A 26,081-nucleotide genomic window follows, 5' to 3' on the forward strand; every position below is an offset into this window, starting at 1 on the left:
ATTGTCTAGTAATAAATTGAAATGAACCATGATACAGCTTCGAAAGTCTACCTAATTCGGAAGAATCTTCTCCAGAGAATAAGGAACAATTTCAATAGCTGATATTACTGTTTTTTAGGCATATTTGAAACAAACAGATAAGACATTTTCAAAACATTTACCAGTTTATCACGTTTCTCTTTTAAGTTTTGCAGGAACGGATCCCGTACCTCTGCTGGAACTTCTAAATCATCTGAACCATACTGAGATAATTGATCACTAAGAGTCTGTTTTGATTCCTCAAAAGCTTTCAAACCTTCTTCCGCTTCTTTGTCAAAATCTGCTCTTTCAGACTCAGGGAGTTTTTCTCTAATTTCTCCACTATATTTGATGTAATTATCCGCAAGCTTATTGTACACGGTTTTCAAGTCACCAATTGTTGTTGCGTTAGCGATTTCTTCGTCTGTAACCAAGACAAAGTCAGGCGTTTCTAAATTGGCACTTGACGAAGTACTTGAAGTACTTGAACTGCTTGAGTTACTTGCTTTACTGCTTGATTTTGAAGACTTTTTAACTGAGCTAGAAGCAGCCTTGCTTTCTGAAGATTTAGAAGTAACGGATGAATGATTATTTGAACATGCTGCTAAGGTAACTGCTGCTAAAAGAGCCACGCTGGCTGAAAAAATTTTTTTCATTTTTGTCTCCTTAAATAAAAAGTAATTTCATTATAGAATAAAACTAAAGTGCTGTCAAAAATCTGACTGTTTTTTAAAGAAATCAAAAATTCCTATTTTTCCTCCTTGAATTAATTTGAAAACTTTATAGTATTAAAAACAAGCAACTACTTTTATGATAAAAGGGTATATATTTTTATCGTTTTTCGATATATTTTTCTTGAAATACAATAAAAAATAGATTATAATAAGAATAAAAGGAAAAGAAAATCTACTGCCGGCTGATTTTCGATAGAGGTAAGCATCATGAAAAAGATTGAATTAAAAAATAACTCTTTGCTCAAAGATATCGTTACTCTACTGAATCTTATCATAGTGGGTTATGCTGCTATTCTGGTCTTTCTTACTATCCTAAGTGTGATTTCTTACACCAGTCTTTCCGACAGGTTGGGAATGAAGCTCAATGTTCAATTTCTGCCCTCAGCTGATTTTTCAAATTTGTGGAGTATTTTAGCCTTTGTTATAAATCTTCTCACAGCTTCTTTGACTATTTATCTCATCTATCTTGCTCGTAATTTCATCAAAAATTTGATTGGTGGAAAGATTTTTGATTCATCAAACACGCAACTAGCTGATAAGGCGTGGAAAGTATTTCTGGCTCTGACCTTTCTTTCCGTTAAGGTTGCTGCATCAGGCAATCCCATCGCCCTCCCCTTCTCTTTTAACGCCAGTATGAGCTTTACACCTCTCTTGGGCGCTCTGATTATTTGGCTGATGATGAAAATTCTGGAAAAGGGAATTGATATAGCTGAAGAAAATGAATTTACTATCTAGGAGGCTGCTATCATGATTATCGTTAATCTTGATGTTCAGCTGGCCAAGAAAAAGATGAAACTGGGAGAACTAGCCGATATCATCGGCATCACAAACGCCAACCTTTCCATCCTCAAAACAGGCAAGGCTAAGGCTATCCGCTTTAGCACCCTCAATGCTATCTGTCAGGCCCTTGATTGCCAGCCTGGAGACATCTTAGAATTTACAGATGATGAAGAATAAAAAAACTCCCGTCCTAGTCGATTTTATTTAGCTAAGGATGGGAGTTTTGTTTTACTTTTCTATTCAATCATTTGTGTTTCAGCTAGTTTCTTATACCAGTGAGCGGATTTCTTCGGATAGCGTTCCTGCGTTTCAAAGTCTACGTAGAATAAGCCGTAGCGTTTTTCATAACCGTTAGACCAAGAAAAGACATCCATCAGAGACCAGATAAAGTAGCCCTTGACATTAGCCCCGTCCGCAATCGCATCGGATAAAACTTCCAGATGCTGCTTGACGTAATCAATCCGAGCATCGTCGTAAACCGTATTGTCCACAAATTCATCTTTATAACCCAGACCATTTTCTGTGATATAAATCTTCTTGTAGTTTGGATAATCTTTCTTAATCCGCATGATCTGGTCATAGAGACCTTGCGGATAGATAATCCAATCCCAATCAGTTTTTGGTATATGGGTTGGAGATTCTCTACGCCCTACACCCTTAATCTGGTACTTGGAGCTTCCCTTTTCGCCTTTTCCGTTATGGATAATTTCTGTTTCACCGTCAAAGTCGCGCATCCAGTCACTCATATAGTAGTTGATGCCAAGGAAGTCATTGAGGTCTTTAGCTGCTTCTAAAGCTGCAAAGTCTTCATCTCGCAGATCCAGCTGGCCACCATTGACCTTAAGGATATGATTCACTCCTGCCAGAGTTACATCTGAATAGTGTCCCAGATAAGTCGCATCTAGGATAAATTTGTTATGAATAATATCTTCCAACTCTGCTGCTCTGACATCTGCTGGATTTTCTGGATCGTAAGGATATTTTGTCGGAAGTGCATGAACGACACCGATTTCACCCTTGTATCCCTTGTCCTTATAGAGCTTAACAGCACGGGCATGAGAGACCATCATGTTATGATGGGATTGGAAAACCTTGGCCAAGTCATACTGGATACCTGGAGGGAATTTTCCAACTAAGTACTGGCCATCGCCAATAGGGCCAATTTCATTGAAAGTCGTCCAATAGCGAACTTCTGGAAATTCTTCAAAACAGAAAGCCGCATAGTCTACAAAGTGCTCAATATTTTCCCGATTGAGGAAATCGCCATTTGAATGAAGAGCCTCTGGTGTATCAAAGTGGTGAAGGGTCACAAAAGGTTCTACATGGCGTTTGTGGCATTCTGCGAAAAGATTATGGTAAAATTCCACACCTTTTGGATTGACCTCGCCATATCCTGTCGGGAAAATCCGTGACCAAGCAATGGAAATCCGAATACCATTGACACCATACTCTTCAGCCAATTTCAGATCCACAGGGTATTTATGGTAAAAGTCGCTGGCAGGTTCTGCTGTATACCAGTAGTTATCTTCAAGGTATTTATCCCAGGCAACAGGTCCTTTTCCATCTGTGTGGGTTGCTCCCTCAGCTTGATAGGCCGCTGTTGCACCGCCGAAAATAAAATCTTTAGGTAAGCTTTTTGTCATCTTATTTTCCTTTCAATAGTCTTTGAGGTGAAACAAGTAAGTAACAGGGGAATTGAACTTTGCTTCACCTCAAATGAACTAACAAATTAGTTGTTAAATTGCTCCTGAACGAAGGCCAGTGCTCCTTTGCCATCACGAGTGAGCTTGATGTATTGGCCACCTTCAGTCTTAGCTAGCTTGATGCCTAATTTATCTGTTTCCGCCTTCATGTCTTCAAAGTTGGAGGCAACTTGAGGAGCCAGGATAACCAGGTCAAACTCAGGCAGCATTTCACGGTGAGCACCGTAGCCACCCGCTGCTGCTTTCACAGGAACATTGTATTCAGCTGCTGCTTTATTCAAAGCGTTAGCCAGCAATCCACTAGTACCACCACCTGCACAGAGCACCAGAACATTGGTTTCTTCGCTAATATTGTTTTGAGCTGTAGCTTCTTCATCCACTCCTGCTTTTTCAAGGATAGCGTCTGCTTTAGCAGTATTAAAGTTAGCTGCTACTTTTTCTTTAAGAGCATCGTTAGCTTTGCCGGAACGTTCTTCTTCTAGGATTTGTTCGTCATAAACCTTGACAAATGGATAGTAAATAATCACATCCACCACTACCAGAAGGGCTGCAAGAACAAATGACAGAAGCTGGAAGTTGGTACCCAGCACAATTCCCAGAGGTCCAGGTGTCACCCAAGGAAGGTTGGCTGAGAAGGAGTTCATGTTTAACGTATCAACAAAGAATTTGAAAATCCATACGTTTGCGATAGGAGCAAAGATAAATGGAATAAAGAAAATCGGATTCAGAACGATTGGTGCTCCAAAGAGAATAGGCTCATTGACACCAAAGAAAGTTGGGACAACAGATGCCCGTCCAATCGCACGGTTACGCTCGGACTTACAAATCCACATGAAGAGGAATGGAACAATCAAGGTCGCACCAGTACCACCCATGGTAACGATGAACATTTGAGTACCAGAAGTGATGACCTTATCCGCATGCTGACCAGCTTGTACCAGAGCCAAGTTGGCATCGATATTGGCATAAGTAATGGCAGCAATGGCAGGCTCAACGATAGACGGACCGTGAATTCCCACAAACCAGAAGAAAGCATAAGCACCAAAGATAAGAGTGATTCCCAGATAGCCGTCAGCTGCTGAGAAGAGCGGAGCGAGAAGTGTTCCGATGGATTCAGCAACCGTCACTCCCAGACTTGCTTTAACAAGCAGCTCCAAACCGTAGAGCAGAACGACTGAAACAGTGAATGGAATCAAGTCTTTAAATACTTGCGAGATATTTGGTGGAACTTCTTCCGGCATGCGGATTGTGACATTATTTTTCACACAAACCTTGTAGACATTAACCGTAACGAAGGCTGCGATAAAGGCTGTCAAAAGACCTTTGGTCCCCATGAAGGCAGTCAGGAAGCCACCTTCCTTGGCAGGCTCAGCTGCCATGAGGAGGAAGCCGACCATAGAAGCCAGCATAGTAGACAAGAAGTTAATCTGGTTTGTCGCAGGCAGGTCGCGATTGACAGAGTCTGTCAGCGCCTTAGCAGTGGTCCCACCCACAAAGAAAGCCAGAATCCCCATCGAATAGCTATAAGGGGTCATTAGGAAAGTTTCAATGTCCTTTGACCAGTGGAAGCCCCAAGCATTTGGCACATAGGCAATCAAAATAAAGATAGATGAGAAGAGGATGACTGGCATGCCAGCGATAAAGCCATCCCGAATAGCACGGAGATAGATATTCCGAGAAATCTTCTCAAAGAAAGGCTTCCCTTTCTCAATAAGTCCGATGAGTTTGTTCATTATTTTACTCCTCTTTTGTATAGTTCAATCAAATGGTGCATCATGTCTTTTAGCAAAATGGTAGTCATTAGGTGGTCTTGGCCGTGCATCATGGTCACACTGTAAGCCAAGTCCTCACCAGCCGCTTCTTTTGTCAAGAGACTGGTCTGAGCATGGTGAGCTTCAGCGATGCAACCATTGGCTTCTTCTACCAAGGCATCTGCCTTAGCAAAATCCCCAGCCTCTGCGGCTTTCAATGCTTCCAGGAGCTTGGAGCGAGCGTCACCAGCGTAGGCCACAATTTCAAAACCGAGCAATGTTACTTCTTCTCTATTCATGAGAGTTCCTCCTTGTATTCTTATGTGAAATTTTATTATTTTTTATTATAAAAGGCGTTGAATATGCAGCACCAGGTAAACCCGTTCGCTGCGGTAGAGATCAGTTCCCGTCTTCTGGGCAATGATGTGGTAAATATCACTTCCGACCTGATAGGCTTGAGGGTAGGTCATTTGGATCTGACTTTCCATTTCGAGCAGGGAAACATTGTCATCACGGCTTCTGTCCAGATAGTCCAAAAAGTAGTTCAGGTGAATCATAAAACGGTCATAAAAGTTGCTGTTTTCTGCACTTCTTTTAATGCCATTTTTCTTCAGCTCTGCCTCAACAGCAGCCAGAATATCTTTTCGCTTGCCCAAGTGACTTTGCCCCTCAGGATTGGTCTCCCCTTCAGCATTGATAAAGTGATAGGCAATGCGATTGACCTCGTCGCTAGGGAAATGATCCAACAACCGCTCGCGGTATATCGCTACCGCTTCCTGAGCAATCTGATAAGGGACAGGGTATTTGTCCGAAGCATCTGGCAGGTCACTCTCCTTGTACCGCCCCTGCTGTAGAGCCTGATAAGAACAGTAGATGTGATCCGTCAGCGTGACATAGATATACTCCTGGACAGGGTAATCATACTTCTTAGAAAGGGTGTCAATCACATCATAGGTTACTGTGATAAAGTCTAGTGGAACATCTTTGAGCAAGGCCACAAAGTTTTCTTTAGACTCTTCCGTTCTTAGGCGAAAGATTTTCTCAATCTTACTTTCCAGAACGATGTCACCCTTCTTTTTATTAAAAGCTATGCCACTGCCAATCAGAACAACCTCTTCACCATTTTCATGTTTGGCTAGAGCAACATTGTTGTTCATAGGATGTATGATTCGATACATATCTCCTCCTCTTCATTTTCTAGGGTTCTGGCAAAACAAAAAGACCACAAACAAACAGAGGCTACTATCTTCCCTCAATTTATTTGCGGTCACGCCTAATCTAACTTAGTAACGCTCACCCTATTCAATTTCTGATTTCATTATAGCATATCAGTCTCAGAATGTAAACCCTTACTTTATTTATTTTTTAACAAATTTTAGACTCTTTCTTTCCAAGAGGTAGCTGTTTTTTGAAGAACCTTGTTGAGCTCATCAATATTTTCAAATCCTGTTGTACGAAGCCACTTGCGAGCTGCTTCTTCACCTTGCTCAATGTAGTCTTTGACACTGCCAGCCCAAGTCGCACGTCCGCAAAGAACGCCGTTGAAGTTGGCACCTGACTCATGAGCGAACACAAGGGTTTCTTGGAAAAGTTTCGCAGATACACCCGCACTCAAGTAGATGTATGGCAAGTTCGTTGCCTCATCCTGTTCCTTGAAGAAGGCAGCAGCTTGTCCTTTAGTATGCACCACTTCACCATCGCCAAAGCCTTCAACGTATTTAACATTGACTGGTACTTCCACTTTCAAGACATCAATGTTGAAACGTGGATCTGAGAAGACCTTCATAGCACCGATAACCTTATGTGGTTTTACTTTGGCGTATTCTGCAGAACCTGCATCCGCAATCTTTTCATCGTATGCCAAGATTTCAAGGAAGAAAGGAATATCTTCTGCCACACACTCTGAACCCACACGCTCGATATAAGCCTGCTTTTGCTGGTTAAGTTCGTCAGAGCTGTCTACATCATAGTAAAGAAGGAATTTCACCGCATCCGCACCTTGTTCTTTGATGCGTTTTGCTGACCAAACATCTAGACAGTCTGGCAGGCGCTTGGTGCTAGAAGTATCATAGCCTGTCTTTTCATAGGCCAATAGCAAGCCTGCATTCTTGTCCAAAGCTTTAGTAGCAGGCAGTCCATACTCAGGATCCAGCAGCATAGACGAAGCGTAAGGAGTCAGCTCTTCTGCGACCAAAACTTTCAGTTCTTCCATTTGAGCTACTGTTGGTTCTGCTTCCTGGTGTTGAGCCATGAGGCGTTTCAAAGCACCACGTTGGTCAAATGCCAAGGCAGAAATGATTCCATTCTCATCAGAAAGTTTTTCCATGTACTTACGTTTTTGTTCTGTTAATACCATTCTTTATACCTCTTTTACTGTGATTTGATTGTATAGGACGTCGTAGTTTTCAACATTGACATGTCCAGTCATTTTTTCTTGGGCATTGAGCATGCCCAAAACATTTGCTTTCTTCAATAAGGAAGCATCATCTAACCGAAGACTCAAAGCCGAAGAAATCCCTGCAACAGTTGAGTCCCCAGAGCCAACTGGATTGACCACTTGGATTTTAGGAATATCCACTTTATAGAAAGTGTCCCAGTGTTTGGCAAAAGCGCCATCTGCACCGAGTGATACGATGATCCACTCGATTCCTTCAAATAGCGGTTCTGAAAGGACAGCTTTTAATTCATCCAAATCTTTGGAAACGTCGCGACCCAACAACTGAGAAAGTTCCTCATTATTAGGTTTGATGGCAGTTGGTTTGACATCTGATTTGAGCACAGCTTCCAGAGCAGCTCCAGAGCAATCCAGCACCACCTTATTACCAGCTTGATTAGCCATTTCAATCAGCTGGATATAGTATTCTGTCGGCAGGCCCGCTGGCAGACTGCCCGAGATACTGACAACATCTGCCTCAGACATCAAAGACCGGAAGTGCTCTTGAAAATCCCTTGCCTCATCCGCTGTAATAGTCGGACCGGCTTCCAGGATTTCTGTTTGTTTACCTTCGTGTAAGATAGCAATACAGTTTCTCGTATCTCCCGAAATGTTATAAAAGCATTGTCTAACATTAGGATGAAGGTTTTGTAATAAGAACTCTCCATTAGTCCCACCAATCAGTCCCGTCGCAGCGACATTGTCTCCAATTTCTGCCAAGACCCTGGTTACGTTGAGACCCTTTCCGCCTGCTGTTTTACTGACTTCTGAAACACGATTAACAGTATCAATTTTCAATTCTTCTAAGGGATAGGAAATATCGATAGAAGGATTCATGGTCACTGTAAGAATCATCTAGCTACCTCACTAATCGTGGTACTCTCCACGATCCCATTTTTCAAGAAATTCTGTAAAGAAGTTGGCATCTGTTTGATGAGCATTGTGAGTCTCAACGTGCTCAATCTTAGCAATCAGCTTCTTGTTTTCTTCGGTTGGTTTATATTCCGCATGGATGAAAGCTTCAATGATATCACACATGAGGAGCTCACCAGTAATTTTTCCACCAAAACCAATAACATTCGCGTTGAGTTCTTCCTTAGCATAGAGAGCTGAAGTCATGTCACGTACCAAAGCTGAACGAACACCAGGAACTTTATTTACAGCGTTGTTGATACCGACACCTGTACCACAGATACAAACACCAAGATCAGCTTGTCCACTAACGACTGCCTCCCCTACTTTTTTACCAAAGATTGGGTAGTGAGTACGTGTATGGTCATAGGTACCAAAATCAAGAACTTCATAGCCTTTTGATTTTAGAAAATCTGAGACTGCCATTTTTTCATTGGTAACGATATGGTCACATCCAATTGCAATTTTCATTTGATTTCTCCTTTTCTTAGCACATCTTGTTGAGCATATCAACTCGGATTTGGTGGCGACCGCCGTCATATTTTCCATTGACAAAGCCTTTGGCAATGTTCTTAGCTAGCCCTTCACCAACGATTTCAGCTCCCATTGTAATCATGCGAGAGTTGTTATGACCACGAGTCATGTAGGCAGAGCGTTCATCTGAGACTTCTGCCGCAACCATGCCTTTGATTTTGGTCGCTACCATGAATGGACCAGCTCCATAAGCGTCAATGACAATACCAAGATTCTCCTCTTGTTTATTCACCTCAGCCGCAACTGCAAGGGTCACATCAACAAAATCTTGACCTTCTTTCGTCACATCCACCACTTCAAAGTTTTCTCCGACGAGAAAATCCTTGACCACATCTTTCAGCTTGCTTCCAGCAGCATCTGCTCCAATAATAATTGCCATGAGCATTCTCCTTTGTTTGATTTTTTGCACAGAATATTGTTTATAAAAAACACTTTCTGTTTCCTATAAGCATACTATACTCCTTTAAAAGTTATTTGTCAACATTTTTTGTTTATTTTAATCAAAATATTTTTAAAGATGATTAAAATAAACAAAAAAGCCCTAAAAAGAGCTTTCTGATTTTTTTCATTCATTTAAAATAATCTAGGAAATAATCTTGGTATAGACTTCCAGTTCTTCTTGAGCATTTTCAGACATCTGGTCTGTGATAACAGCTGTAATATCAGCCAAAGGACAGATAGAAGTGAAATCTTCCTTGCCAATCTTAGAAGAATCAATCAGTAGGTAAGTCTCTGTCGAGCGCTCCAAAGCCAGCTTCTGAGTGTAGGCTTCTTCAAAAGAAGAGGTCATAATCTGACCATTTTTGATACCATTGCCGCTGAAAAACATCTTAGTAAAGTACATCTTATCCATGATGGCATTGGTCATCTCGCCGACAAAGGCTTGAGTCGCTTCCCGCATCTCCCCACCAAGGAGAAAGACTTTGAAGGTATCCGACTTCTTCTTCAGAAGATCATGAAAAATCGGAAGGCAGTTGGTAATCACGCGCAGATTCTGATTGGTGATTTCCTCAGCCAGCACTTCCACAGAAGTCCCCGGTCCAAGAAAAATAGTATCGCCATCTTCAATCAGCTCCACAGCCTTCTTGGCAACAGTCCGCTTGGCCTCGATATTCTGATAAAGCTTCTCTTCATGAGGGATTTCTCTGTACTTGAGGTGCTGATTACTTTTAGCCCCACCATGAACTCGAGTCAGCAGCCCTTTACTTTCCAGCTCAATCAAGTCCCGCCGAACCGTCATGTCTGAAACCTTCATACTCTCTACAATCTCAGCAACCGTCACTGTCCCAACTCGATCAACCAGTTTAACTATTTCGTCCTGTCTCTGATTTTTACCCATACTATTCCCTCTCTACACTCTAGTTTTGTTTATTATAACTCATTTTTCTGTTTTTTTCCATATTATTTGTTTGTTTTAAACAAAATGTGATATAAAATCCGAGAACAGAAATAGTTACTGTTCTCGGATTTTTAATTTTTCCTACTCTTTATAGTAGTATTGATCAGCAGGGACATTTCCGATATTCTGACCAAAAACTAATCTCGGTCTACTACTATCAGATTGATCACCATACGGATTTCTAAAGCCAATTTTAAATAAAGCAATCATAGCCCCTGAATTCCCTGACCGAATGTTGAGTGTTGGAAACTTAGAATTGGAAATCGAATTTGGTGAGATACTCTCATTTCTGTTCGTTTTTCCATCTGCGGATATAATTACTTCCAGACCTTCTCCATTTTTCCAGACACCTGCTAAAGTCGCATAATCACCTTTCATAATGGATTCAATGTCCAAATCTTGTTTCTCTACTGAGTCAGTAGTATATTTTTCCCACCACTTATCTTGATATTCTCTAAAACTAATTTGATTTGTTTGATCAAATATTATTCTTTTTTCTGAGCTAATATCTCCATTTGGTCCTTCAATATTTTCTGGAACCAATAACACTGAAATTTCTTTACCCTCTACAGCTATTTGGTTTACTCCAATAAAGTATGCTTCATAATAATCTCCTATTTTTCTAGGCAGTTTATTCTCATTCAACTTATATTGCATATGAGAAGAGCCACTCCAAAAATTCCAATCATTGCCTTTTCCAGTAATTCTTGGGAATACACTGGTTCGATTTTGAAAATAATCTTCAGGCTTATATGCATACAAAGTAAATCCTGAATCAGCTATTGATTGTTCCAAATCGTCATTGGAATAAACACCGTCAAATGAAGATAAGTTCCCCTTGAGTACTAAGTCCTGGTCTTTGGCATTATCTGATTTAAAAAAATCTTTTTGATTGGAAAATATCATTTCATGGTTCAAATCACCATCAGATAAAGTAACTGTAACAAGTTTAGATTTCTCATCAAATACTTCAATAGTAATATTAAAACTATCATAACCATCAGATTTTTTCATTTTGCTAGTAGATGTTTTTTTCTTTTCCTCTTCTTTCCAACTAGTCTCAAAAATACCAGAAACCTTACCATCGGAGGTTTGATAGTCTATTTTCCACTTATGATCAAGGGAACTAATTACAGCTTTACTGCCAGTATTAGAAATATACTCCCCTGTAATATCAACTTTATCCGAACTATATATATGTTCACTAACTTCTTTAGTATTTTTCGAACTATATTGCTTATAGACAAAAAAACAAACTAAGCCTAGGATAGTTATAAAAATAATAGAACCCCAAAATATAAATTTCTGTTTTTTAACTCTATTTGTTCCCCTGTAACTTTTTCTCATATTTCCCTCCGATTCATTTAATAATTTTTAACTCCCTTATAAAACCAATGTCATTATAACTTTTTGATTTTGAATTGTAAATCCTTAAAATAAATATATGAGTTATTTCTAAATAGAAAATACTAATAAATCCCCCAGCAGCCTCCTGCTGGGGGATTGTCATTAGATAAAAGCTTGTTATCCAATCAAACTGCCATTTGGGACTTTCTCGTCCACAGTAAGGAGAGTCAGTTGGTCGCCGTGCTCGGCTGATAGAATCATACCTTGACTGATGCGGCCCATCATTTTGCGCGGTTTGAGGTTGGCTACGATTTGGACTTTCTTACCGACCAGTTCTTGCTCGTTTGGATAGTATTTAGCAATACCAGAGAGGATTTGGCGGTCCTCACCGTCTCCTGCATCCAAGCGGAACTGAAGAAGCTTATCAGAACCTTCAACTTTAGAAACCTCTTTGACTTCTGCGACACGGATTTCCACCTTATCGAAGTCGTCAAACTTGATTTCCTTGCGGTTAAGTTTGAGCTCGACTTCTTCAGGCTTCCATTCTTTTTCAACCTCAGATTTGTTACCTTCCATTTGTCCCTTGATATAGGCAATTTCTTCTTCCATATCCAGACGTGGGAAGATTGGTGTTCCTTTTTCTACAACTATCAGGCCTGCTGGGAGTTGGTCAATTGCTAGGTTTTCCAGCGAAGCTGCTTGAGGCAAGCCAAGTTGACTGAGGACAGCCTTGCTCGTTTCCATCATGAAAGGCTCAATCATGTGTGCCACAACACGAAGGCTGGCTGCCAAGTGGCTCATAACCGCTGCCAGTTCTTTGACCTTGGCTTCATCCTTAGCTAAAACCCAAGGAGCAGTTTCATCGATGTATTTATTGGTGCGGGAGATGAGCGTCCAGACTGCTTCTAGAGCGCGTGGGTAGTCTACTGCATCCATATATTTGTAGTAGTCAGCGATAGATTGAGCTGCCACCTGAGCCAGAGCTCCGTCAAAATCCGTTACATTCTCTTCGTAGGCTGGCACTTGACCGTCAAAGTACTTGTTAATCATAGAAACAGTACGGTTGAGCAGGTTTCCAAGGTCATTAGCTAACTCGTAGTTGATACGACCCACATAGTCCTCAGGTGTGAACGTTCCGTCTGAACCAACAGGAAGACTGCGCATGAGGTAATAACGCAGGGCATCCAAACCATAGCGTTCTACCAGCATTTCAGGATAGACCACATTGCCCTTGGACTTGGACATCTTACCATCCTTCATGACAAACCAACCGTGGGCAATCAAGCGGTCAGGCAGCTTAATATCCAGCATCATGAGCAGGATTGGCCAGTAGATAGAGTGGAAACGCAGAATGTCCTTGCCCACCATGTGGAAGACTGTTCCATTCCAGAATTTATCGTAGTTAGCATAATCATCCTGACCGTAGCCAAGAGCAGTCGCATAGTTGAGCAGAGCATCAATCCAGACATAGACAACGTGTTTAGGGTTAGATGGCACAGGCACGCCCCAAGTAAAGGTCGTCCGAGATACGGCCAAGTCTTCCAGACCTGGCTCAATGAAGTTTTTCAGCATTTCATTGAGACGTCCGTCTGGTGTGATAAAGTCTGGATGAGATTTAAAAAATTCTACCAAGCGGTCTTGGTACTTGCTGAGACGGAGGAAATAAGACTCTTCTGATACCCACTCCACTTCATGTCCAGATGGCGCAATTCCGCCGGTTACTTTTCCATTTTCATCACGGAAGACTTCAGCCAGCTGGCTTTCTGTGAAGAATTCCTCGTCTGATACAGAATACCATCCTGAATATTCACCCAAGTAGATATCGTCTTGAGCTAGGAGACGTTCAAAGACATCGGCTACAACCTTTTCGTGGTAGTCATCTGTCGTCCGGATAAATTTATCGTAAGAAATATCCAGCAGTTTCCAGAGTTCCTTGACCCCAACTGCCATCCCATCGACATAAGCTTGAGGACTGATACCAGCTTCTTCAGCTTTTTGCTGAATCTTCTGTCCATGCTCGTCAAGGCCAGTCAGATAGAAAACATCGTAGCCCATGAGACGCTTGTAGCGAGCCAGAACATCACAAGCAATGGTCGTATAGGCAGACCCGATGTGGAGTTTACCGCTCGGATAGTAGATAGGGGTTGTAATATAAAACGATTGTTTTTCAGTCATTTTTAATCCTTTCAAGGCTAATGAAACCTTTTTTAATAGCACTTCATTATATCATATTTTGTTCAGTTTGCGAAAAGACATTCATTAACATTCAAATCAATTAAAAAACCTAGAAAATATTCTAGGTTTAATAGGTCACAACATTCAAATTGCCGCTTTCGTATTCTGCGATGAAGATGTTAGAAATATCAGTATAACCATCTTTAGCTAGTCTCTCCACCAGCCACTCTTCTGTTTTATCAATAGACTCCAGAATATCAATTTGGACAACACCATCTGTGATAAGGGGATATTTAGGATTCTCTTCACCAGCCTGTACGATGATGAGTTGGCCGTTTTGCTCCAAAACTGCTCTCTTGACCTGCTTGAGCTGGAAAATACCTTGGCTGCGCAACTTCAAAGCTACATCTGCTGCTGAAAGACCAACAGAACGGCAGGCTTCGGGACTCAGTTCTCCATGCTTAATCAACGTTGTCGGCTTACCATCAATCAAATGCTTGACCGCACGGACATTGTTATTGAGCCACTTCAGGCTTAAGACCAGGATGGTCCACATGATGAGAATGACCGCATACTGGAGGATGTTAATGGAGCTATTGTAAATCACCCCACCGATAATACCACCAAGAACATAGTTTTGAATCTGGTCGATCGCTGAATTAGGCGCCAGATTTCCTTTTCCCGTCACGTTGATGACAAAAACTAGTGAGAAAAGCCCCAGCGCTAGTTTAATTAGGATTTCAAGAAAATTCAATGTCATTTTTCAACCTCCACTATTTCTATATCTGTCGTCTTATGCAAGTTAATTTTTTCAAGCAGATATTTATCCGGCTCACTGCCGCTCATAGCCCGATAAAAGTTCTTTCCGACCTTCAAAATCGCTCCATCCGTCGCGGCTGAAGTATTGACATAGACCTCCGACTTATCCACACCCAAATCTTCTGAAATGACCTCAATAAAATGCAGAGAGGTTTGAAACTGGTTGTTAGAGTCTTGGTCAGTCTGAAAATTGCTAATGCCAATCAAGACCATAGCCACTAAGGCCAAAACAGAAATAATGGCTAATTCCCGGAATTTTGAATCGCGCTTATTGCGATAGGCCTTAAAAGCAAAAAATCCTGTCACAAGCAGCAGCAAGACAGAAAGTGCAACTGACACCCAGTTTTGCTGGCTAATCTGACTCAAAACATAATCATAAGAATAGAATTTCATGGTTTCTTCCCTCTATTTTTCTAGGATAATTATAGAAAAATTTTCATTATTTTTCAAGCTTTCTTACAATCACTTTGCTATAAATCAGTCCTAAATTTTGTTATAATAAACTCAGCAAACTTCTACTAGAAAAGGAAATTTTATGAAACTCATCTCTTGGAACATTGACTCTCTCAACGCTGCATTGACCAGTGATTCCGCCCGAGCTAAGCTCTCTCAGGCCGTCCTCCAAACCTTACAAGCAGAAAATGCAGATATTATCGCCATTCAGGAAACAAAACTGTCTGCGACTGGCCCAACAAAAAAGCACTTGGAGATATTGACAAATCTTTTCCCAGACTATGAAAACACTTGGCGCTCCTCTCAAGAGCCCGCCCGCAAGGGCTATGCGGGAACCATGTTCCTCTACAAAAAAGAACTGACACCAACCGTAACCTTCCCAGAAATCGGTGCTCCATCAACCATGGATGTTGAAGGTCGCATCATTACGCTTGAATTTGACGGCTTCTTTGTCACTCAGGTTTATACGCCTAATGCTGGCGATGGACTCAAACGCTTGGATGACCGTCAAGTCTGGGATGCCAAATACGCTGAATACTTGGCAACACTAGATCAACAAAAACCAGTCCTCGCTACTGGCGACTACAATGTGGCCCACAAGGAAATCGACCTGGCCAATCCAGCCAGCAACCGCCGTTCACCAGGCTTTACTGACGAAGAGCGCGCTGGCTTCACCAACCTGCTGGCTAAAGGCTTCACCGATACCTTCCGCCACTTGCACGGCGATATCCCTAACCAATACACTTGGTGGGCGCAACGCAGCAAGACTTCTAAAATCAACAATACAGGCTGGAGAATCGACTACTGGCTGACCAGCAACCGTGTAGCTGACAAGGTAACCAAGTCTGATATGATTGACTCCGGTGCGCGCCAAGACCACACACCCATTGTCATGGAGATTAAGCTCTAAGGAGAAAGCTAATGGACTATCAAGCTGTCATTCCCGAATTTGTGGTATCCAACATCGAAAAGTCGCGCCACTTCTACTGCGACTTGCTGGGATTCTCTGTCGAATATGAGCGTCCAGAGGAGAAATTTCTCTTCATCTCACTTGAAGACTGCCAGCTTATGCTAGAAGAAGGCAACGCGGAAGAATTAGCCCAACTGACCTATCCTTTCGGACGTGGTGTCAATATTTCCTTTGGCATTGAAGATGTCCCTCAGCTCCACCAAAAACTGCTGGAAGCTGACTATCCTATCCATCGTCCGCTGACCAAAAGAGAATTTCGAGTGGGAGATAGCTTTATTTATCCCCATGAATTTGCGATTTTAGATCCAGATGGTTATTTTTTAAGATTTAGTGAATAAGAAAGCGAAGTCATCAGACCTCGCTTTTTAAATATCTTTAAAGTTATAGAGTTGCGGATAGTGATCGCACTCTGGATTTTTAGGATGGCAGATAGCCCGTCCAAAGTAAATCATGGCCTGATGGGCAGGCAGCCAACGTTCCGGTGGAAGGACATCCATAACTCGCTTTTCTACTTCCAGTGGCGTTGCCGACTTTTTAACGATATCATGGTGCTTGCAGATGCGCTCCACATGGGTATCAACAGCAAAGGCTGGAATACCAAAGCCCACACTCATGACTACATTAGCCGTCTTGCGACCAACACCAGCTAGACTTTCCAATTCCGCCCGCGTTTGTGGTACTTGGCCGTCAAAGTCGTCCAAAAGCTGCTGGGCGCATTTCTTCAAAAACTTGGCTTTGTTGCGATAGAGTCCTAGGCGGGAGATGTATTTAGCAATGTCTGCTTCACTAGCCGCAGCCATGTCCTGTGGACTAGGATAGGCTTCAAACAGAGCCGGCGTTGCCTTATTGACCGCAGCATCTGTCGTCTGAGCCGACAGCATGACCGCTACCAAAAGCTCAAAGTGATTGCGAAAATCCAGACTGGGCTTGGCGTCAGGGAAAAGAGCAATAATCTCTTCAATGACATGACGAGCCCGTTTTTTTGATAAAACCATGATTCTTCTTTCTAAGATTGAGATAGATTTATTATATCATGAAAAGCTTTTTAATGTCATTAGGAGCTTCTTCAGCCACGCTTTCTAACTCAAATTCGATCATACAATCTACTCGAAGTACATTCCCTAAAAGAAAAATCATAACATCTTGTATATTCTTTCCATCCCACTTGATACTCCTTATACCTAATTCCAACAGGAAGGAGTTACTTACCATTTAAAGGTTTACTATTCTTCTTCATCATCAATCAAAAAGAAATCATAATCTTTGAAAAAAAGTATAGATGCCAATCTGTAACCAAGACAAACCTGTCAACCAGTTCGAAATAGAGGATCAAGTATTCGTCACAAGGAAATCCAGATTCTAGGAAACACTATATTAGTTTCATATCATTTAAATTTAGGTTTGAGCCAAAATTCTTGGATATTGCCGTACCAATCAATACCAGCAATAGTATTTCTGAAAAATTCAACATAGTTAAGATCTTCCCTTAAAATTTCAGAGCCGATTTTAATCCAACCTGATTGCTCATCATAATACGTTTCCCAATTGTAAGCATAGTCAATGCGAAAACTATCTCCCCCATTAATATCATTATCTGTAACAACAATAACACCTTTATCAGATTTAGGAGGCACCAAACTTCTTTTTATCCAAGAAAAGTCGTTATGATACCCCCAAAGTTGGGTGGATTCCATATTTTCTGAATTAAAACCTAAAAATAAATATATAAAACTAAAAGTAATATCGCTAGTTATTGTTGGAGTAGCTATTAATTCCTTTGTATCTGTTTTATATATTAACTCCTCTTGCTGATAATACTCTTTTTTTATTATTTTAAACATATTTTCCTACCTATTAATAAAGTTAAAGTGTACAATTTGATTTGTATCTAAATCAACAACTAATTCCCAAATACCATTGCTTCTTCCATTAAATGATCCCTTCACTTCCCAACGCCAACCATTTGGTAAGTACTTATCTTTTACAGGGATACCACCATCGATAATTTCTTGAATAATTAAATCTGTCCCAGCATTATCAACGAATGGCCTAGCTTTATCGCCTACGTATTTGCCGCGTTTAATAACATCATTTGCATGATTTTTGACTGTTTCTGTCATCGTTAATTCAGAAGCTTGTATATTTTTAGAAATAACATCACCACTTTTAGCTACATCTTTCGATGTATCTGCAGTTTTTCCAATATCTTGGATTTTATCAACAACCTTTGCAGTATCTGTAGTCTTATCCACTGCCTTAGCTGCATCTACTACATCATCTATCTTATCTACTAGTTTTGCCACATCGCCAACAGTATCAACTGCTTTGGCGACTTTACCTGCCCCCTTAGCAATTGGGATGAGATTCATGAGTGTCCAAACACCAGCTTCAAAGCGATTAGCATCCTCACCAGTAACAGGATCTTTTCCGTCTATCAGTCGTTTAATATCATAAATTCCAGTAAATTCACCTAGTAAATTTTTACCAAATTCTTCCGTTCTTTTCCATACTTCTGCATTCCTAACTTGCTTTTCCTCATCTGTCAAAATTGGGGCTGTCCCTACTGCATTTTTATAATCATAGGCAGCTATAAGTTTATCAATAGAGTCTGAATCTCCTTGATTCGCTCGTTCAATCAACCTTTGCAATTCCTCTAGACTTTGAGATTTTTTAGATAGATTAGTAGCTTTATTTCTGACTCCCCAAGAGCTTTGAATATTTTGGGACCAATCTGTTGGTGCAGAATGAAAGCTACCATTGAACCCCTTAAAATCTGCACCGATCATCGTTAATCCTTGCATCACAGACGAATACATATTCTCAGCTCCAGACAATAGAGTTGCTGAACCCGCTGCAAAATTTCTGAGCTTAGTCAATTTTTCCTGATAACTATCTCTTAATGTTTGAGCCGACTGCAGATTCTGCTTTATTTCTTGCAAACCAGCGACAGAATCTTTTAATCCAAGTTTTGTTACCTCAGAAATAATTGCATTATAATTTTCAATAATTCCATCTTGAGCAGTGATTTGCGCTTCAAGTGTTTCTTCATCTAAGTCCTCTTGCCCAACATCTGAACGGTAGGTAGTTGGCAGACTACTTGTTCCAGATGATAGCTCTTCCGAGAACATAATTGCGCTTTTCAATAAAGGAATAAGAATATTTCCAGCATAAGCTTTGGCTCCGCTATAAGCGGTTCCTTGCAGATTACTTGCACCTATAAAAACTTCCAAGGCTGCAATAACAGAAAGATAGGCCGTCGTTCTGCTTGTTACTACGCTAGAAGCTGTCGTTGCTTGGGTATCCGAAGAACCCAAACTCATTTTAATACCCATAATTTTTCCTCCTGGACTTCTCTTCCTCCAGATGTATCAACTTATGCTCTCGCTCTAGATTTTTTAGTTTTTCTTCAAAAGCTGTTTCTTCCTTCTGCAGTAGCTTCTTATTTTTCTCAATTATGCTTACCAATAAGTCAGATGTATGCTGCAGTTGTTCCAAGGTAGTTTGGCGATTAATTTCATCTTTATAGGATAGATTATAATATAGAAGTTCATTTAGAAGTAATGTTGAATTAGAATATCTTGTATCAATTTCCAGTTCAAGGTTTGTTATTTTTCTTTTTTTATCTTGTATATCAAATATCTTTTCCTGAACAACTATTTTTTCATCACGTACTTGTTCCCAAGTTCTTTTACTGTCCTTCTTATCATTCATGCCCCGTCTCCAATATTTTGTTCAAGGGAGTTTTTTAATAAATTTTCTGGTGAAGAAGGTTGTATTTGAGGACCATAACCGCTCATTCTAAGATTCACTCCATTTTCAAATAATTTACTCAAATCAGAATCTTTAGCATCAAATTCTTGTGCAAGACTATGAACCAAGTTTACAAATTCACCAATTTTTGTACTAATACTTTGAGCGATAACCGCCTCATTGGTTAATAAATTCCCTGCAGTGGTATTCCCTTGATAACTACTAGTGCTATCTTTTGTAACTTGACCAGATATTAAAATACTATTTCCTGCTGCAATAATCCGTCCAGCTATATTAGCTGCAGTTTGCAACTCACTTTGTATATTCCCCATCTCTTTTTTATCCTTTCATTGAATATTTATTCAAATTTATTTTGCTTATTGGAATTAAAACAAAAAAATGTAATTTCTGACACTCAAGAGCAACATCTATCATATCAGTCCAAAAATAAAAACTTTTAACCACTTTTTTTTCAAGCCTTATCTTCTCACAACCCCAACTCTTCATACGTCTTCCGGTAGCCAATCTGCAAGATTTGGTTATCTCGAACCAAGAGCGGCCGTTTAATCAACATGCCGTCTGTCGATAATAAATCAGCAGCTTCCTGGGATGTCAAATGCGGAACTTTTTCTTTGAGACCTAGCTCACGGTATTTGAGGCCGCTGGTATTGAAAAAGGCCTTGAGCTCAAAGTCCGAGTTCTGGATCCAGTCTAGGAGTTGATCCCGGCTAGGTGTATTTTGGACAATATCCACCGCTTCAAAGTCCACTCCTAATTGAATGAGCTCAGCCTTGGCCTTGCGGCAGGTAGAGCATTTTGGGTATTCGATAAATTGTAACATTGTTTTTCCTCCGTCCCTATGATAGCCCAGCTAGCTCCTTCTTGTCAAGCCGAGACTCATTAGAAAAAGCCGACAAGCGAAAGGCTCATCGGCTGATACAGATTTATCTCCTAGGGAAGTATAGTCTGTTTTCCTGTTATTTCTTAATCAAACGCACTCGCACAATATTGTCGCTATTCTCAAATTTATCAACCAATTCCTGAATCTTGCTTTCATCCGACTCATCCAAATCCAGCAAAGTATAGGCATAATCACCCTTGGAACGATTGATGATATTGTCGATATTGATATTCAAATCACTGACTGCTGTTGAAATCCGAGCTACAATATTCGGTACATTTTTGTTAATCAAGGTAATCCGGTAAGGGGCTGAGAGAGCCTGACGGACATTAGGGAAATTCACTGAGTTGATAATCTCGCCCGTTTCCATGAAGCGGCGAATGGTTTTCCCAGCCATAATGGCACAGTTGAGCTCAGCTTCTTCAGTCGATCCGCCCAGATGCGGAAAAACTGTAATCTGCGGATGACGGAGCAGCTCATCTACACCAAAGTCTGTGATATAGCGCTTGATAACACCTGCTTCCAAGGCTTCAAATAGGGCAGCATTGTCCACCAGCTCGCCACGAGCAAAGTTGATGAGGGTTGTTCCCTTTTGCATAAGACCAAAAGCAGCCTGATCAAAAGTAGCGCGTGTATCATCAGTCAGGGGCACATGGATAGTTATGTAGTCGCTCTTTTCAAAGATTTCCTTAATGTCTGCTACCCGCTTGACATGACTAGAGATATTCCAAGCTGTTTCAATGGATACATAAGGATCATAACCCAGGACGTTCATCCCCAGACGATAGGCATCGTTGGCAATACGGCCGCCGATAGCACCCAGCCCAATGACTCCCAGAGTCTTCTCTGAAATCTCTGTCCCAGCAAACTGTTTCTTACCAGCTTCCACTTGCTTGGGAACATCATCTCCAGAAAGATCGTTAGCCCAACTATTAGCTGCGATATAGTCACGGGCAGACAGGAGAATGGAAGCCAAGACAGCTTCTTTCACCGCATTGGCATTAGCTCCTGGCGTATTGAAAACCACGATTCCCTGAGCTGTTGCCTGGTCGACCGGAATATTATTTGTTCCTGCACCCGCCCGCGCAATGGCTTTGAGCTTGCTTGGAAATTCCTGTCCATGCAGGTTTTGACTGCGCAGGATATAAGCATCTGGATTGTCAGACTTATCTCCGTCAATCTGAAAAGCATTGCCCAGCTCCTTAAGCCCGATTTGATTGATATTGTTAAAGGTTTTGACACTAAAGACCATAGTTTCCCTCTCTTAAGAATTTTCTTCTTCAAATTTCTGCATAAAGGCAATCAAGTCCTTGACACCTTGAAGCGGAAAGGCATTATAGAGACTAGCTCTCATGCCGCCTACGCTGCGGTGCCCCTTGATATTCTTGAATCCCGCTGCTGCAGCCTCTTTGTTAAATTTGGCGTCCAGCTCTGGGCTAGGAGACACAAAGGGAATATTGGCTACTGAGCGCTGCTCCTTGTAACGGACTGGACTGCGATAAAAGTCAGACTGCTCAATGAAGTCGTACAAAAGGCCAGATTTTTCACGATTGCGCTTTTCCATTTCTGCTACACCACCTAGCTCCTTGACCCACTCAAAGACCAGCTTGGCCATATAGATGGCAAAAGTCGGTGGTGTATTGTAAAGAGAGCCATTGTCCGCCTGAATGCGGTAATCTAACATGCTAGATAGAACTGGTTCGTCATCCAGCAAGTCTTCTCGGATGATGACAACTGTCACGCCGGCAGGTCCGATATTCTTCTGAGCCCCAGCATAAATCAAACCAAAATCCTCTACTCGGTATTGAGCAGCCAGGATATTAGAAGACATATCCGCCACAATCGGCACGCCATTTGTTGCAGGCAGGTCATAAATAGCCGTTCCTTCGATGGTATTATTGGTTGTCAGATGCACATAAGCCGCCTGCGGATCAATCTCCTTTTCATCAAAAGAAGGAATTTCCGTGTAATTTAAATCCTCTGACGAAGCCAAAAGAATAGGCTCAAATGGAATGAACTTAGACAGCTTGACTGCTTCAGTGTAAGCTTTCTTTCCCCAAGATCCAGCCACTAGGTAGTAGGCCTTGCCGCCTTGGGCTAGATTAAGGGGAATCATACTAAACTGAGTAGAAGCTCCACCCTGCAGAAAGAGCACGCGGTAATTGTCCGGAATATCCATGAGCTCACGCAGCAAGCTCTCAGCTTCTTTGATAATATCGTCAAATTCTTTGGATCGGTGGGACAGCTCCATCACACTCATGCCACTTTGGGCATAGTCTAAAAACTCAGCCTGAGCTTTTTTCAAGACTTCCTTGGGCAATACTGCCGGTCCAGCAGAAAAATTGTAAATCGTCATATCCTACCTCCAAAATTTATTTTGTATATCATATCACAAAGTTTAGAAAATATCTATTTTATTTCAGAAATCTAGCACTTTTTTAGCCAATTCCCGAACATTGTTGAAATATAGATAAGCAAAACCAACTGTCTAATTAAGGTAACAAAAAAATCCTGAGTTTAGGTCAGGATTAAATAGTCTTACTAAAAAGCTGAGTTACGCTTTTTCCAATTTTAAAACAGACAACTGGTTGTATTGAGAAAAGTATCTGAGCTTCTATCAATTCTTATTTTCATGATACACCGCATAGAGCTCGCTCTTGTTCCTGCCGTATTTCTTAGCTATGTTCTTGATGGCATGATTTTTTTTGCTGCCGGCTTCAACTAAAAGATCAATCTCAGCTAGGATCTGCTCTTGAGATATGTCTTGAAGAGCATCTTCTTCCGCCCCAGCTACAATCAAGAGACACTCTCCTTTAGGCAGATGTTCTGCTGTATAGGCCAACAGCTCTGAAATCAGCCCTCGCTGATACTCCTCGTGAATCTTAGTCAACTCGCGCACCAGGACGACTTTGCGATCACCATAAACTGCCAGCATGTTTTCCAACGTAGCCCGAACCCGATGAGGGGATTCGTAGAAAATCTGGGTCTCAGGATAGGATTTTTTGCTAGTGAAAAATTCCTTCTGCTGGCCAGCCTTTCTAGGCAGAAAGCCATAGAAAATATGCGGTTGGGGAGCCAAGCCGCTGGCAATCAAGGCTGTTATTCCAGCGCTAGGGCCAGGAATCGGCACTACAGTAATTCCAGCTTCTAGCACTGCCTGAACCAAATCATGTCCTGGATCAGAAATACTGGGCAGACCAGCATCCGAAACCTGAGCTATATCATTTCCGCTTTGAAGCATGTCTAAGAGAACTGGGATTTTCTCCTTGGCATTGTGCTCGTGAAAACTGATTTGCTTGGTCTCAATCCCAAAATGCTTAAGCAGAAGGCCCGTATTTCTCGTATCTTCAGCCGCAATCCTGTCGACCTCTTTCAGGGTATTGACCATACGGATGCTCATATCATCCAGATTGCCGATAGGAGTCGCGACCAGATAGAGTTTGCCGTAGGCAGTTTCGCCCTTAAAACTTTTTTGAACCTGCATCACTACTCCCTAAATAATAACTCATCGCAGAACATGCACTCTGCGTCATTCTCCCGGCGCTGACCATAGAAATCCGTACAGACATGAAAGCCGTCATAGTAAAGCTTACGCAGATTATCTCGGTTTTTCTTGGTCTTGGTCGGAGCTTCCTTCTCCACCTCTCCCAAGCGCTCCCTCAACTTGTCATTTTCCAGATGCAGAGCAATATTTTCCTCTACCACACTCTTGAGATTTTTCTTGACAGCCTCCACCTCAGCAAGGGTCACTAAAAGCGTCTGTGAAAAATCATCCAAGGCGTCAAATAAGTCTTTTTTATCCATTTTATACTCCTGTGCTGCCTCTTTTTACTTTCCTTTCAAAGTCATATATTCTAAAGCGTTTTGAAAAGATACGTTGGCTCGCCACATCTTCCGAGCCAGCAAAAGCTGCTCCAAGGCCTGTCGACCGCTCTCTGTTGCTATCTCTTTATAAAATAATACTTCCAAGAGCTTGAAGACCTGTTCCTGCTTCTCCTTATCATCAGCCAGCTTTGCCAGACGCGAAACCTGCAGAAATGCCTGACTGGTGCGAGTCTGAAAATCCTTGACAAAGCGCTCGCATTCGCTGACTAATTCAAAAAAGGCATTATTATGAGCCAAGCTAGCCGCTTCTGACTGAGTCTGACTATAAGCAGCTAGCAGCTCCGCTCGACTTTTAATCAAGCCATCCTGTTCCAAACTGTGCTGCAGAGCAGCTGTATTTTTCAAAAAATGATAAACCTGAGTCCGACTTCGAATCGTCGGCAGAATCAGCTGTTCATCAGCAGTCAGAAGAAAGATATAAATCTCACTCTGCGGTTCCTCAATGACTTTGAGCAAGGAATTGGCTGCATTGACGTGCATCCGATCCGCATCGCAGATAATGAAAACCTGCCGACTGCCTTCCAGACCGCTCTGAGAGAAGTTTCGGACCAGCTCCCGAACCCGGTCTGTTTTGATAATGTTATTAACCGGTCGCACCACCGTTACATCAGAAAAATCTTCTTCTGCAATCAAACGGCAAGAACGACAGGACTGACAAGGCCAGACGCCTTGCTTATTCTCACAAAAGAGACTCTGGGACAGGATTTGGGCCATTTCAAAACTGCCAAAAGCTCCGGTAAACAAGTAGGCGTGACTAAGCCGCCCCTGTTCCAAAATATGCTGAAACTGCTCAAACAAGCTGGGTTGGCTTTGCTGTAACTCTTTTATCTTCATGACGGATTCCCGAATCGTTCCTGAATGATGGCCAAACTATCAGCCACTACCTTATCCAAAGGTTGGCTGGCATCTACCTTGACAAAGCGCTCAGGCTCCTTGTCAAGAATCGCCAAATAGCCCTGCCGAACCCGCTGATGCAGGTCTAAACCCTCCAGATCAAGCCGATTCACCTCTCGGCTCTCGTTTCTAGCAATCCGCGCCAGCCCTTCTTCCACATCAATATCAAAATAGAGGGTCAAATCAGGCTTGAGTCCATCTGTTGCAAACTGATTGAGCCATTCAATATCTGCCACATCCAGACCTCGTCCGTAGCCCTGATAGGCAACTGAACTATCTATAAAACGGTCCATCAAGACAAGCTTTCCTTGCGCCAAAGCTGGCAAAACCCGCTCAGTTAAGTGTTGGCGGCGGCTGGCAATGTACAGCAAGAGCTCAGTCTTAGCATCCATAGCCGTATGACTAGGTTCCAAAATCACTTCGCGGATAGCCTCAGCAATCTGGACGCCACCTGGCTCCCGCGTCGTAATAAGACCAGTTCCATAATTTTTCAAAAAAGGAAGCAAGGCTTCCAACACACTCGACTTTCCAGCCCCTTCTGGACCTTCCAGCGAAATCAAAATACCATTTTTCATCTTTACCTTGAATCTCTAACTTCTATTTTTTGTTCTTTATAAGAAAA

The 26,081-nt window shown here is 41.7% G+C and carries 30 protein-coding genes; 4 read left to right on the plus strand and 26 right to left on the minus strand.

Annotated features, from left to right (window positions below; all coding sequences use genetic code 11):
- Window positions 1-104 precede the first annotated feature (104 nt).
- Window positions 105-674, minus strand: a complete 570-nt coding sequence (locus K4I03_RS04065; protein ID WP_227963817.1) for a hypothetical protein — start codon at window positions 672-674, stop codon at window positions 105-107.
- Window positions 675-959: 285 nt separating this feature from the next.
- Between K4I03_RS04065 and K4I03_RS04070 the strand changes: the two genes are divergently transcribed.
- Window positions 960-1,487: a DUF2975 domain-containing protein gene (locus K4I03_RS04070; RefSeq protein WP_227963818.1), complete on the plus strand. Its 528-nt coding sequence runs from the start codon at window positions 960-962 to the stop codon at window positions 1,485-1,487.
- A gap of 12 nt (window positions 1,488-1,499) precedes the next feature.
- Window positions 1,500-1,709: a helix-turn-helix domain-containing protein gene (locus K4I03_RS04075; protein ID WP_002894739.1), complete on the plus strand. Its 210-nt coding sequence runs from the start codon at window positions 1,500-1,502 to the stop codon at window positions 1,707-1,709.
- A gap of 59 nt (window positions 1,710-1,768) precedes the next feature.
- Here the strand turns inward: K4I03_RS04075 and lacG are convergent, their stop codons facing one another.
- The 13 genes from lacG to K4I03_RS04140 form a co-directional block, all read right to left on the minus strand.
- Window positions 1,769-3,175, minus strand: coding sequence for a 6-phospho-beta-galactosidase (lacG, locus tag K4I03_RS04080; protein WP_002899825.1), 1,407 nt, complete (start codon window positions 3,173-3,175; stop codon window positions 1,769-1,771).
- Window positions 3,176-3,261: 86 nt separating this feature from the next.
- The gene (locus K4I03_RS04085) at window positions 3,262-4,968 is read right to left on the minus strand and encodes a lactose-specific PTS transporter subunit EIIC (RefSeq protein WP_227963819.1); all 1,707 of its coding nucleotides are present in this window, start codon (window positions 4,966-4,968) and stop codon (window positions 3,262-3,264) included.
- Window positions 4,968-5,285 carry a PTS lactose/cellobiose transporter subunit IIA gene (locus K4I03_RS04090; RefSeq protein WP_002894735.1) on the minus strand — a complete coding sequence of 106 codons (318 nt, stop codon included), beginning with the start codon at window positions 5,283-5,285 and terminating at the stop codon, window positions 4,968-4,970. The genes K4I03_RS04085 and K4I03_RS04090 overlap by 1 nt, the downstream gene beginning before the upstream one ends.
- Before the next feature lie 45 nt (window positions 5,286-5,330).
- Window positions 5,331-6,164: a PRD domain-containing protein gene (locus K4I03_RS04095; protein ID WP_227963820.1), complete on the minus strand. Its 834-nt coding sequence runs from the start codon at window positions 6,162-6,164 to the stop codon at window positions 5,331-5,333.
- Window positions 6,165-6,361: 197 nt separating this feature from the next.
- Window positions 6,362-7,342, minus strand: a complete 981-nt coding sequence (lacD, locus tag K4I03_RS04100; RefSeq protein WP_227963821.1) for a tagatose-bisphosphate aldolase — start codon at window positions 7,340-7,342, stop codon at window positions 6,362-6,364.
- Between the two features lie 3 nt (window positions 7,343-7,345).
- Window positions 7,346-8,275, minus strand: a complete 930-nt coding sequence (locus K4I03_RS04105) for a tagatose-6-phosphate kinase (RefSeq protein ID WP_227963822.1) — start codon at window positions 8,273-8,275, stop codon at window positions 7,346-7,348.
- 12 nt (window positions 8,276-8,287) lie between these two features.
- A complete protein-coding gene (lacB, locus tag K4I03_RS04110; RefSeq protein ID WP_002894723.1) occupies window positions 8,288-8,803 on the minus strand; it encodes a galactose-6-phosphate isomerase subunit LacB in 516 nt (171 codons plus the stop codon).
- Window positions 8,804-8,819: 16 nt separating this feature from the next.
- Window positions 8,820-9,245 (minus strand): galactose-6-phosphate isomerase subunit LacA, encoded by a 426-nt coding sequence (gene lacA / locus K4I03_RS04115; RefSeq protein WP_009659075.1) that lies wholly within the window; start codon window positions 9,243-9,245, stop codon window positions 8,820-8,822.
- A gap of 204 nt (window positions 9,246-9,449) precedes the next feature.
- Entirely contained in the window at window positions 9,450-10,205 is a 756-nt protein-coding gene (locus K4I03_RS04120) for a DeoR/GlpR family DNA-binding transcription regulator (protein WP_227963823.1), read from the minus strand.
- Between the two features lie 141 nt (window positions 10,206-10,346).
- Window positions 10,347-11,612, minus strand: coding sequence for a DUF6287 domain-containing protein (locus K4I03_RS04125; RefSeq protein ID WP_227963824.1), 1,266 nt, complete (start codon window positions 11,610-11,612; stop codon window positions 10,347-10,349).
- A 177-nt stretch (window positions 11,613-11,789) separates the two neighbouring features.
- A complete protein-coding gene (gene metG, locus K4I03_RS04130) occupies window positions 11,790-13,787 on the minus strand; it encodes a methionine--tRNA ligase (protein WP_227963825.1) in 1,998 nt (665 codons plus the stop codon).
- Window positions 13,788-13,914: 127 nt separating this feature from the next.
- A complete protein-coding gene (locus K4I03_RS04135; RefSeq protein WP_002916954.1) occupies window positions 13,915-14,547 on the minus strand; it encodes a DUF421 domain-containing protein in 633 nt (210 codons plus the stop codon).
- Window positions 14,544-14,999 (minus strand): DUF3290 family protein, encoded by a 456-nt coding sequence (locus K4I03_RS04140; RefSeq protein WP_227963826.1) that lies wholly within the window; start codon window positions 14,997-14,999, stop codon window positions 14,544-14,546. The genes K4I03_RS04135 and K4I03_RS04140 overlap by 4 nt, the downstream gene beginning before the upstream one ends.
- A 142-nt stretch (window positions 15,000-15,141) precedes the next feature.
- On the opposite strand from K4I03_RS04140, the gene K4I03_RS04145 reads away from it, so the two are divergent.
- Both K4I03_RS04145 and K4I03_RS04150 read left to right on the plus strand, forming a co-directional pair.
- Window positions 15,142-15,969: an exodeoxyribonuclease III gene (locus tag K4I03_RS04145; protein ID WP_227963827.1), complete on the plus strand. Its 828-nt coding sequence runs from the start codon at window positions 15,142-15,144 to the stop codon at window positions 15,967-15,969.
- An 11-nt stretch (window positions 15,970-15,980) separates the two neighbouring features.
- Window positions 15,981-16,367, plus strand: a complete 387-nt coding sequence (locus K4I03_RS04150; RefSeq protein ID WP_227963828.1) for a bleomycin resistance protein — start codon at window positions 15,981-15,983, stop codon at window positions 16,365-16,367.
- Window positions 16,368-16,394: 27 nt separating this feature from the next.
- Here K4I03_RS04150 and nth read toward each other — a convergent pair whose 3' ends face one another.
- The 12 genes from nth to tmk all read right to left on the minus strand — a co-directional run bounded on the left by nth (window position 16,395) and on the right by tmk (window position 26,034).
- On the minus strand, window positions 16,395-17,024 hold the full coding sequence (nth, locus tag K4I03_RS04155) for an endonuclease III (protein ID WP_046165310.1): 630 nt from the start codon (window positions 17,022-17,024) through the stop codon (window positions 16,395-16,397).
- A 390-nt stretch (window positions 17,025-17,414) separates the two neighbouring features.
- The gene (locus K4I03_RS04160; protein WP_149565209.1) at window positions 17,415-17,870 is read right to left on the minus strand and encodes a hypothetical protein; all 456 of its coding nucleotides are present in this window, start codon (window positions 17,868-17,870) and stop codon (window positions 17,415-17,417) included.
- A gap of 6 nt (window positions 17,871-17,876) precedes the next feature.
- A complete protein-coding gene (locus K4I03_RS04165; RefSeq protein WP_227963829.1) occupies window positions 17,877-19,361 on the minus strand; it encodes a pre-toxin TG domain-containing protein in 1,485 nt (494 codons plus the stop codon).
- Window positions 19,351-19,740, minus strand: a complete 390-nt coding sequence (locus K4I03_RS04170; protein WP_149565207.1) for a hypothetical protein — start codon at window positions 19,738-19,740, stop codon at window positions 19,351-19,353. Before K4I03_RS04170 ends, K4I03_RS04165 begins: the two co-directional genes overlap by 11 nt.
- Entirely contained in the window at window positions 19,737-20,111 is a 375-nt protein-coding gene (locus K4I03_RS04175; protein WP_227963830.1) for a TIGR04197 family type VII secretion effector, read from the minus strand. Before K4I03_RS04175 ends, K4I03_RS04170 begins: the two co-directional genes overlap by 4 nt.
- A gap of 155 nt (window positions 20,112-20,266) precedes the next feature.
- Window positions 20,267-20,620, minus strand: a complete 354-nt coding sequence (locus K4I03_RS04180; protein WP_227963831.1) for an arsenate reductase family protein — start codon at window positions 20,618-20,620, stop codon at window positions 20,267-20,269.
- Window positions 20,621-20,756: 136 nt separating this feature from the next.
- On the minus strand, window positions 20,757-21,932 hold the full coding sequence (locus tag K4I03_RS04185) for a 3-phosphoglycerate dehydrogenase family protein (RefSeq protein ID WP_227963832.1): 1,176 nt from the start codon (window positions 21,930-21,932) through the stop codon (window positions 20,757-20,759).
- Window positions 21,933-21,944: 12 nt separating this feature from the next.
- Entirely contained in the window at window positions 21,945-23,036 is a 1,092-nt protein-coding gene (gene serC, locus K4I03_RS04190) for a 3-phosphoserine/phosphohydroxythreonine transaminase (protein WP_223312352.1), read from the minus strand.
- 261 nt (window positions 23,037-23,297) lie between these two features.
- Window positions 23,298-24,164 carry a 16S rRNA (cytidine(1402)-2'-O)-methyltransferase gene (rsmI, locus tag K4I03_RS04195; RefSeq protein WP_004193052.1) on the minus strand — a complete coding sequence of 289 codons (867 nt, stop codon included), beginning with the start codon at window positions 24,162-24,164 and terminating at the stop codon, window positions 23,298-23,300.
- A gap of 2 nt (window positions 24,165-24,166) precedes the next feature.
- Window positions 24,167-24,484 (minus strand): DNA replication initiation control protein YabA, encoded by a 318-nt coding sequence (yabA, locus tag K4I03_RS04200; protein WP_002894690.1) that lies wholly within the window; start codon window positions 24,482-24,484, stop codon window positions 24,167-24,169.
- Between the two features lie 24 nt (window positions 24,485-24,508).
- Window positions 24,509-25,399, minus strand: a complete 891-nt coding sequence (locus K4I03_RS04205) for a DNA polymerase III subunit delta' (protein WP_227963833.1) — start codon at window positions 25,397-25,399, stop codon at window positions 24,509-24,511.
- The gene (tmk, locus tag K4I03_RS04210; protein ID WP_004193056.1) at window positions 25,396-26,034 is read right to left on the minus strand and encodes a dTMP kinase; all 639 of its coding nucleotides are present in this window, start codon (window positions 26,032-26,034) and stop codon (window positions 25,396-25,398) included. Before tmk ends, K4I03_RS04205 begins: the two co-directional genes overlap by 4 nt.
- Between the last annotated feature and the right edge of the window lie 47 nt (window positions 26,035-26,081).

The sequence above is a fragment of the Streptococcus sanguinis genome (assembly GCF_020729725.1).
Lineage (GTDB): Bacteria > Bacillota > Bacilli > Lactobacillales > Streptococcaceae > Streptococcus > Streptococcus sanguinis_V.

Excerpts from the sequence above, each read along its gene's own strand:
- K4I03_RS04085 (WP_227963819.1), bottom strand. The coding sequence starts at position 4,968 with ATGAACAAACTCATCGGACTTATTGAGAAAGGGAAGCCTTTCTTTGAG.
- K4I03_RS04165 (WP_227963829.1), bottom strand. The coding sequence starts at position 19,361 with ATGGGTATTAAAATGAGTTTGGGTTCTTCGGATACCCAAGCAACGACA.
- lacG (WP_002899825.1), bottom strand. The coding sequence starts at position 3,175 with ATGACAAAAAGCTTACCTAAAGATTTTATTTTCGGCGGTGCAACAGCG.
- lacB (WP_002894723.1), bottom strand. The coding sequence starts at position 8,803 with ATGAAAATTGCAATTGGATGTGACCATATCGTTACCAATGAAAAAATG.
- serC (WP_223312352.1), bottom strand. The coding sequence starts at position 23,036 with ATGACGATTTACAATTTTTCTGCTGGACCGGCAGTATTGCCCAAGGAA.
- K4I03_RS04185 (WP_227963832.1), bottom strand. The coding sequence starts at position 21,932 with ATGGTCTTTAGTGTCAAAACCTTTAACAATATCAATCAAATCGGGCTT.
- K4I03_RS04150 (WP_227963828.1), top strand. The coding sequence starts at position 15,981 with ATGGACTATCAAGCTGTCATTCCCGAATTTGTGGTATCCAACATCGAA.
- rsmI (WP_004193052.1), bottom strand. The coding sequence starts at position 24,164 with ATGCAGGTTCAAAAAAGTTTTAAGGGCGAAACTGCCTACGGCAAACTC.
- K4I03_RS04160 (WP_149565209.1), bottom strand. The coding sequence starts at position 17,870 with ATGTTTAAAATAATAAAAAAAGAGTATTATCAGCAAGAGGAGTTAATA.
- nth (WP_046165310.1), bottom strand. The coding sequence starts at position 17,024 with ATGGTTTTATCAAAAAAACGGGCTCGTCATGTCATTGAAGAGATTATT.
- yabA (WP_002894690.1), bottom strand. The coding sequence starts at position 24,484 with ATGGATAAAAAAGACTTATTTGACGCCTTGGATGATTTTTCACAGACG.
- K4I03_RS04170 (WP_149565207.1), bottom strand. The coding sequence starts at position 19,740 with ATGAATGATAAGAAGGACAGTAAAAGAACTTGGGAACAAGTACGTGAT.
- K4I03_RS04120 (WP_227963823.1), bottom strand. The coding sequence starts at position 10,205 with ATGGGTAAAAATCAGAGACAGGACGAAATAGTTAAACTGGTTGATCGA.
- K4I03_RS04140 (WP_227963826.1), bottom strand. The coding sequence starts at position 14,999 with ATGAAATTCTATTCTTATGATTATGTTTTGAGTCAGATTAGCCAGCAA.
- K4I03_RS04095 (WP_227963820.1), bottom strand. The coding sequence starts at position 6,164 with ATGTATCGAATCATACATCCTATGAACAACAATGTTGCTCTAGCCAAA.
- K4I03_RS04180 (WP_227963831.1), bottom strand. The coding sequence starts at position 20,620 with ATGTTACAATTTATCGAATACCCAAAATGCTCTACCTGCCGCAAGGCC.
- metG (WP_227963825.1), bottom strand. The coding sequence starts at position 13,787 with ATGACTGAAAAACAATCGTTTTATATTACAACCCCTATCTACTATCCG.
- K4I03_RS04065 (WP_227963817.1), bottom strand. The coding sequence starts at position 674 with ATGAAAAAAATTTTTTCAGCCAGCGTGGCTCTTTTAGCAGCAGTTACC.
- K4I03_RS04175 (WP_227963830.1), bottom strand. The coding sequence starts at position 20,111 with ATGGGGAATATACAAAGTGAGTTGCAAACTGCAGCTAATATAGCTGGA.
- K4I03_RS04070 (WP_227963818.1), top strand. The coding sequence starts at position 960 with ATGAAAAAGATTGAATTAAAAAATAACTCTTTGCTCAAAGATATCGTT.
- K4I03_RS04075 (WP_002894739.1), top strand. The coding sequence starts at position 1,500 with ATGATTATCGTTAATCTTGATGTTCAGCTGGCCAAGAAAAAGATGAAA.
- lacA (WP_009659075.1), bottom strand. The coding sequence starts at position 9,245 with ATGGCAATTATTATTGGAGCAGATGCTGCTGGAAGCAAGCTGAAAGAT.
- K4I03_RS04135 (WP_002916954.1), bottom strand. The coding sequence starts at position 14,547 with ATGACATTGAATTTTCTTGAAATCCTAATTAAACTAGCGCTGGGGCTT.
- lacD (WP_227963821.1), bottom strand. The coding sequence starts at position 7,342 with ATGGTATTAACAGAACAAAAACGTAAGTACATGGAAAAACTTTCTGAT.
- K4I03_RS04125 (WP_227963824.1), bottom strand. The coding sequence starts at position 11,612 with ATGAGAAAAAGTTACAGGGGAACAAATAGAGTTAAAAAACAGAAATTT.
- tmk (WP_004193056.1), bottom strand. The coding sequence starts at position 26,034 with ATGAAAAATGGTATTTTGATTTCGCTGGAAGGTCCAGAAGGGGCTGGA.
- K4I03_RS04205 (WP_227963833.1), bottom strand. The coding sequence starts at position 25,399 with ATGAAGATAAAAGAGTTACAGCAAAGCCAACCCAGCTTGTTTGAGCAG.
- K4I03_RS04105 (WP_227963822.1), bottom strand. The coding sequence starts at position 8,275 with ATGATTCTTACAGTGACCATGAATCCTTCTATCGATATTTCCTATCCC.
- K4I03_RS04090 (WP_002894735.1), bottom strand. The coding sequence starts at position 5,285 with ATGAATAGAGAAGAAGTAACATTGCTCGGTTTTGAAATTGTGGCCTAC.
- K4I03_RS04145 (WP_227963827.1), top strand. The coding sequence starts at position 15,142 with ATGAAACTCATCTCTTGGAACATTGACTCTCTCAACGCTGCATTGACC.